6 protein-coding genes are annotated in these 6,584 nt (G+C 68.0%); 4 read left to right on the plus strand and 2 right to left on the minus strand.

Features of this window, described 5'->3' with window-relative positions:
- Positions 1-7: 7 nt before the first annotated feature.
- A complete protein-coding gene (locus QRO93_RS06965) occupies positions 8-892 on the minus strand; it encodes a LysR family transcriptional regulator (RefSeq protein WP_164087585.1) in 885 nt (294 codons plus the stop codon).
- Between the two features lie 107 nt (positions 893-999).
- On the opposite strand from QRO93_RS06965, the gene QRO93_RS06970 reads away from it, so the two are divergent.
- Positions 1,000-2,058, plus strand: a complete 1,059-nt coding sequence (locus QRO93_RS06970; protein WP_180879112.1) for an NAD(P)-dependent alcohol dehydrogenase — start codon at positions 1,000-1,002, stop codon at positions 2,056-2,058.
- Between the two features lie 65 nt (positions 2,059-2,123).
- Positions 2,124-3,380, plus strand: a complete 1,257-nt coding sequence (locus QRO93_RS06975; protein ID WP_053450779.1) for an NnrS family protein — start codon at positions 2,124-2,126, stop codon at positions 3,378-3,380.
- Positions 3,381-3,429: 49 nt separating this feature from the next.
- Here QRO93_RS06975 and QRO93_RS06980 read toward each other — a convergent pair whose 3' ends face one another.
- The gene (locus QRO93_RS06980) at positions 3,430-4,794 is read right to left on the minus strand and encodes a glutamate--cysteine ligase (RefSeq protein ID WP_180879113.1); all 1,365 of its coding nucleotides are present in this window, start codon (positions 4,792-4,794) and stop codon (positions 3,430-3,432) included.
- 152 nt (positions 4,795-4,946) lie between these two features.
- Here QRO93_RS06980 and QRO93_RS06985 point away from each other — a divergent pair, with 152 nt between their 5' ends.
- Together QRO93_RS06985 and QRO93_RS06990 are read left to right on the plus strand one after the other, a co-directional pair.
- A complete protein-coding gene (locus QRO93_RS06985; RefSeq protein WP_180879114.1) occupies positions 4,947-5,651 on the plus strand; it encodes a VIT family protein in 705 nt (234 codons plus the stop codon).
- Entirely contained in the window at positions 5,648-6,472 is an 825-nt protein-coding gene (locus QRO93_RS06990; protein ID WP_180879115.1) for an AraC family transcriptional regulator, read from the plus strand. The genes QRO93_RS06985 and QRO93_RS06990 overlap by 4 nt, the downstream gene beginning before the upstream one ends.
- Positions 6,473-6,584: the final 112 nt, after the last annotated feature.

The following is a 6,584-nucleotide window of genomic DNA, read 5'->3' on the forward strand; positions in this document are numbered from 1 at the left end:
CAGCGACTCACTCGCGCAGCATGTCCACGAACGCACGCAGCGCCGCCGGCATCTGCCGCTGCTTCGGGTAGTACAACGCGAAACCGGCGAACGGTTCGCTCCAGTCTTCCAGCACCGCCACCATCTGCCCCGAGTCGATGTATGGCCGCGCGGTGTCTTCCAGCACGTAAGCCAGGCCGATGCCATCAAGCACCGCGCCGACCACGGTGCCCTGCTCGCCCAGCGTCAGCCTTCCGGGCACGTCGATCTCCAACGCCTGCCCACCACGCTCGAACTGCCACTTGTACAGATGGCCACTGGCGAAGCGGAAGCGGATGCATTCATGCGCAGCAAGATCGCGCGGATGCTGCGGGGCTGGACGTCGCCGCAGGTAGTCCGGCGCGCCGACGATCAGCCCGCGCAGCGGCGGCCCCATCGGCACTGCCACCATGTCCTCGGGGATGAACTCATGCAGGCGCACGCCGGCGTCGTAGCCTTCGGCAACGATATCGACCAGGCCATCGTTCTCGGTCAGCTCCACCCGCACGTCCGGATGCGCGTGCAGGAAGCGCGCAAGCCGCGGCCCCAGCTGGGTCGCCACGGCCGCGCGGGTGGCGTTGATGCGCAGCAGGCCGGCCGGGGCGGCGCGGAACTGGTTCATCTCTTCCAGCGCGTCGTGCACCTGCCCCAGGGCCGGCTGTAGTCGCTCCAGCAGGCGTTGCCCGGCCTCGGTCAGGGCCACGCTGCGGGTGGTGCGATGGAACAGGCCCACCCCCAGCCGTTCCTCCAGCGCGCGGATCGCGTAGCTCACCGCCGAGGTCGAAAGCCCCAGCTCGGCGCCGGCACGGCGGAAGCTGCGGTGACGGGCGACCGCCGCGAACGCGGCAAGGTGGGATAGATTGTCAGTGGCCATGATTGTGCAGTTTCACTTGATGAATCATGCCGATATCCGGGCTTCTTGCCGCTGGGTGCGGGGCGTATTGTAAAACGCCTTTCGACAAACCCTGCCAAGGATTCCCCATGTCCCTCGCCCGTGGTTACGCCGCCCATTCACATACCGACCCGCTGATTCCCTACGAATTCGAACGCCGCGCAGTCGGCCCGGACGATGTCCGTATCGAGATCCTCTACAGCGGCATCTGTCACTCCGACCTGCACCAGGCCCGCGACGACTGGGGTGGCTCGATCTACCCGATGGTGCCGGGCCACGAGATCATCGGCCGCGTGACCGAAGTCGGCAGCAACGTCAACCGCTTCAAGGTCGGCGACCACGCCGGCGTCGGCTGCATGGTCGACTCGTGCCGCCACTGCGACGCCTGCGAGCACGACCTGGAGCAGTACTGCGCCGAAGGCGCGACCTGGACCTACAACGGCCGCGAACGCCAGAGCGGTGCACCGACCTACGGCGGCTATTCCGACCACGTGGTGGTCGAGCAGCGCTTCGTGGTGAAGGTGTCCGACACCCTCGACCTGAAGGCCGCCGCGCCGCTGCTGTGTGCCGGCATCACCACCTGGTCGCCGCTGCGCCACTGGAAGGTCGGCCCGGGCCAGAAGGTCGGCGTGATCGGCCTCGGTGGCCTCGGCCACATGGGCGTGAAGTTCGCCAAGGCGCTCGGCGCACACGTGGTGATGATCACCACCACGCCGGAAAAGGGTGCCGATGCCAAGCGCCTGGGCGCCGACGAAGTGCTGGTGTCGCGCGACGCCGCGCAGATGAAGGCGCACGCCGGCAGCTTCGACTTCCTGCTCAACACCATCCCGGTCGGCCATGACACCAACCCGTACATGGGCCTGCTCAAGCGCGAGGCCACCATGTGCCTGGTCGGCGTGCTGACCGAGCTGGACCCGCCGCTGACCGGTGGCAGCGTGATCTTCGGCCGCAAGCACCTGACCGGCTCGGCGATCGGCGGCATGGCCGAAACCCAGGAAATGATGGACTTCTGTGCCGAGCACGGCATCGTCAGCGATGTCGAGATGATCGACATCAAGAACGTCAACGAGGCCTGGGAGCGCATGGCGAAGAACGATGTGCGCTATCGCTTCGTGATCGACATGGCGACGCTGCCGAACGCCGCCTGACAGCCATTGCTGCGGATATGAAAAGCCCCGGCAATGCCGGGGTTTTTTCTGGTCCTGCATTGGGCATGACGAAGGTCAAGAAGGCGGCCACCGCCCGGGCGCAGACTTCCCGCATGGCCCGCCTGCCCTCCCCTGCAATGCTGATGCGTGCGCCGCACCGTCTGCTGTTCTTCATCGGCGCCAGCAACCTGCTGCTGGCGATGCTGTGGTGGGCGTTGTGGCTGGGCGCATTGCGCGGATTGTGGACACCGCCGCCACCGCCGCTACCACCGGCCTGGCTGCATGCGCTGCTGATGCAGTACCTGGTGCTGCCCAGCTTCATTTTCGGCTTCCTGCTCACCGTGTTCCCGCGCTGGATGGGGCAACCCGAGCTGCCACGCAGCCGCTATGCGCCTGTCGGCATCGGCTTGTTTGGCGGGCAGGCGCTGCTGGTTGCCGCCGCCTGCGGGTGGGCACCCGGGCTGTGGCCCGGCCTGCTGCTGGCACTGGCCGGCTGGAGCGCTGGACTGATCGTGCTGGGACGCGTGCTCAAGGCCGCCGGCCCCAACCGCAACTGGCATGCTCATGCCTGCTATGCCGCACTGCTGCTGGGGTGGCTGGGGTTGCTGCTGTTCATGGCGGTGGTGCAGGGCCACGCCACGCTGATGCCGGTCAATGTGGCACTTGGCACGTTCGGCCTGCTGCTGCCGGTCTACCTCACTGTCGCCCACCGGATGATCCCGTTCTTCGCCAACAACGTGGTGGAGGGCTACGTGCCGTGGCGCCCGCTGCGCTGGTTGGCCGCGATGTGGGCACTGCTGATGCTGCGCCTGCTGTTGACCGCATTGCAGATCGACAACGCATTGTGGGTGGCCGACGCACCGCTGCTGGCGCTGGCGCTGCAGGCGCTGTGGCACTGGTGGCCACGCGGGCCGATGCCCGGGCTGCTCGCAGCCCTGTTTCTGGCGCTGGCGTGGCTGCCGATCAGCTTCGCGCTTTATCTGCTGCAGGACATCGGTCAAATGCTCGGCCATCTGCAGCTGCTCGGCCGCGCACCGCTGCACGCACTCGCCGTGGGCCTGTTCGGCAGCCTGCTGGTAGCGATGGTGACCCGGGTCACCCAGGGCCATTCCGGACGGCCGCTGGTGATGCCGGCAGTGGCCTGGTTTGCGTTTGTCGCGCTGCAGGCGGTGGCGATCATGCGCATCATTGCCGAGCTGATGCCCGACGCCTACGCCGGGCATTTCGCTGCCGCCATCGGTTGGCTGCTGGCATTGGCCCCGTGGGTGGCACGGCTGGGCTGGATCTACCTGAGCCCACGGCGCGACGGCAAGCGAGGCTGACAGCCTCCAGCGGTAGCGCCGGGCCATGCCCGGCGGCCACCGTAATCACTCAGTAAGCGAACTCGCGGAACACCGGATCCACATCGCCGTGCCAGCGGCCATGGAACAGCGCCAGCTTGCGCTCGGCCGGGGTCAGCCCGGATTCAACGATTTCCTGCAGCACGTCCAGGAACTTGCTCTCGTCCTGGCCGTCGGCATTGCGCGCGCCGCGGCGCTTGAGGCCTTCCACCGAAATCTTCACCGCTTCGCGGGCCAGGTCACGCACGCTGCCAGCACGGAACGGCAGGTTCATCGCATGCTTCGGCACGCCGTCGCGCAGCGCATGACGCTCGGCCAGGGTGAAGTCACGCACCAGGTCCCAGGCGGCATCCAGCGCGGTGTCGTCATACAGCAGGCCGACCCAGAACGCCGGCAGCGCGCACAGGCGGCTCCACGGGCCACCGTCGGCGCCGCGCATTTCCAGGTACTTCTTCAGGCGCACTTCCGGGAACGCCGTGGTCATGTGGTCCGACCAGTCGCGCAGAGTCGGCAGCGCGCCCGGCAGTACCGGCAGCTTGCCCTGCATGAAATCGCGGAAGCTCTGCCCGCTGGCGTCGTGGTAGATGCCATCGCGGTAGGAGAAGTACATCGGCACGTCGAGCAGATAGTCGACATAGCGCTCGTAGCCGAAGCCGTTCTCGAACACGAAGTCGAGCATGCCGGTACGGTCGGCGTCGGTATCGGTCCAGATGTGCGAGCGGTAGCTCAGGTAGCCGTTCGGCTGGCCTTCGGTGAACGGCGAATCGGCGAACAGCGCGGTGGCGATCGGCTGCAGCGCCAACGACACGCGGAACTTCTTCACCATGTCCGCTTCGGTGGCGTAGTCCAGGTTCACCTGCACGGTGCAGGTGCGGGTCATCATGTCCAGGCCCAGCGAGCCGACCTTGGGCATGTACGAACGCATGATCTTGTAGCGGCCCTTCGGCATCCACGGCATTTCATCGCGCTTCCACTTCGGCTGGAAGCCCATGCCGAGGAAGCCCAGCTGCAGTTCGCCGGCCACCTGCGCCACTTCGTTCAGATGGGTGCCGGTTTCCACGCAGGTCTGGTGGATGGTCTCCAGCGCCGCGCCGGACAGTTCCAGCTGGCCGGCCGGTTCCAGCGTCACCGAGGCGCCGTCGCGCAGCAGGGCAATGGTGTTGCCGTTTTCCTGCACCGGCTCCCAGCCGAAGCGGACCAGGCCGTTGAGCAGCGCTTCGATGCCGCGCTCGCCGTCGAAGGTCGGCGGGCGCAGGTCATCCAGGCGGAACCCGAACTTCTCGTGCTCGGTGCCGATGCGCCACTGCGTGCGGGGCTTCTCGCCGGAGGCGATCACCTCCACCAGCTGCGAGCGGTCGGTAATGGGTGTATCGGCGACGTGGCTGGGGCTCGACAAGGGGAAGGCTCGCTGGACTGTGGCGGGGGATGTGGGGCTGGAGGCCTTCCATCGCAAGGGCGCACTATAGCGTGGCACTCCGCCGCGTCATGCGACGGTGACGGGTTTCAGCATCCTACCGACGCCCTCTTGACCCTCGTACACTCACGGCCATGAGTCGCCATTCACGACACCCCGAACTGCACCGCTCCGAGCGTGTCGGCTGGTTGCGTGCCGCCGTGCTGGGCGCCAACGACGGCATTGTCTCGGTGGCCGGCCTGGTGGTCGGCGTGGCCGCCAGCGGCGCCTCGGCCAGCACCCTGCTGGCGACGGGCGTGGCCGGCACCGTGGCCGGCGCGATGTCGATGGCCGCCGGCGAGTACGTCTCGGTACAGACCCAGGCCGATACCGAAGCGGCCGACCTGGCGGCGGAGAAACGCGAACTGCACGAAGACCCGCACAGTGAACTGGAAGAGCTGAGCGCAATCTACCGCCACCGCGGCCTGGACCCGGCGCTGGCGCGGCAGGTCGCCGAGCAGCTCACCGCCCACGACGCGCTGGGCGCCCACGCCCGCGACGAACTGGGCATTACCGACACCCTGCGTGCCCGCCCACTGCAGGCCGCGCTGGCCTCGGCCGGGGCGTTCACCTGCGGCGCCGCGCTGCCGGTGCTGACCGCCCTGCTCGCGCCGGTCGACAAGGTTGCGATGATCACCACCGCCAGCACCCTGCTCGGCCTGTGCCTGACCGGCGCGATGGCGGCCCAGGCCGGTGGCGCACCGCCGCTGCGTGGTGCGATCCGGGTGATGTTCTGGGGCGCGTTGGCGATGGCCGCCGCCGCCGCTGTCGGCCGCCTGCTGGGCACGCACGTGTCATGACCGCCATGCTGCCCGCCGCCATCGCCCTGCTGGCCGAGATGACCGGCCTGGCCGGCTGCGAACGCGCCGAAGGCTATGCCTGCATCACCGCACGCCGCGAGCATGGCGCCAGCTCGGTGGAGATTCCGCAACCGCAGTTCGCGATCCTGCTGGAAGGCCGCAAGCAGGTGCGCACCGCACACCAGTCGCTGGAATTCTTCCCCGGCGACATCCTGCTGCTGACCCAGCGCTGCCGCATCGACGTGGTCAACAGCCCCGATCCGCACAGCGGCCGCTATCTCAGTGCCATTGTGCCGCTGTGTGCCGAAGTGCTGGCGGCAGCGCGCACGCTGTGGAACGAGGAACTGCCCAGCCCCGGCCCGGCGATGGCCCGATTGCCGTTGATCGAACATGGCGCCGTGCTGCGCCAGTGGCGGCAATCACTGCAGGATGGCCGTTACAGCGACGCACGCCTGGCCCTGGCCTCGCTGGTGATGACCTTGTGCCGGCAGGGCCATGGCAACCTGCTGCTGCCGCAGGCACCGAGCCTGGGCGAACAGATCCGCGACCGCATTGCCGCCGAACCGGCACGCGACTGGCAATCGCGGGATGTGGAAGAACAGTTCGCGCTGAGTGGCGCGACCCTGCGTCGCCGCCTTGCCGCCGAGCACACCAGCCTGCGCCAGCTGCTGACGGAGGCGCGCCTGGCGCATGGCATGCAGCTGCTCTACACCAGCGACCTGCCGCTGAAGACCGTCGCCGCACGCGCGGGTTACCGGTCTGCGGCCAGTTTCAGCAAGCGCTTCGCCGAGCAGTACGGACTGGCTCCCACAGACATTTAAGGGGGTTCGGCAGGGCTGCGCCCTGCACCCGCCGAGGCAACAGCAACAGCCAAAGCAACAGCCATGCATTCCGTGGGATGGCGGGGGGGGGGGGGGGGGGGGGGGGGGGGGG

It is taken from the genome of Stenotrophomonas maltophilia group sp. Smal17, from assembly GCF_030237045.1.
In the GTDB taxonomy this organism is placed as follows: Bacteria; Pseudomonadota; Gammaproteobacteria; order Xanthomonadales; family Xanthomonadaceae; genus Stenotrophomonas; species Stenotrophomonas forensis.

What these genes read in the sequence shown, in the direction of transcription:
- QRO93_RS06965 (WP_164087585.1), bottom strand. Translation starts at nt 892, where the DNA reads ATGGCCACTGACAATCTATCCCACCTTGCCGCGTTCGCGGCGGTCGCC.
- QRO93_RS06970 (WP_180879112.1), top strand. Translation starts at nt 1,000, where the DNA reads ATGTCCCTCGCCCGTGGTTACGCCGCCCATTCACATACCGACCCGCTG.
- QRO93_RS06975 (WP_053450779.1), top strand. Translation starts at nt 2,124, where the DNA reads ATGACGAAGGTCAAGAAGGCGGCCACCGCCCGGGCGCAGACTTCCCGC.
- QRO93_RS06985 (WP_180879114.1), top strand. Translation starts at nt 4,947, where the DNA reads ATGAGTCGCCATTCACGACACCCCGAACTGCACCGCTCCGAGCGTGTC.
- QRO93_RS06990 (WP_180879115.1), top strand. Translation starts at nt 5,648, where the DNA reads ATGACCGCCATGCTGCCCGCCGCCATCGCCCTGCTGGCCGAGATGACC.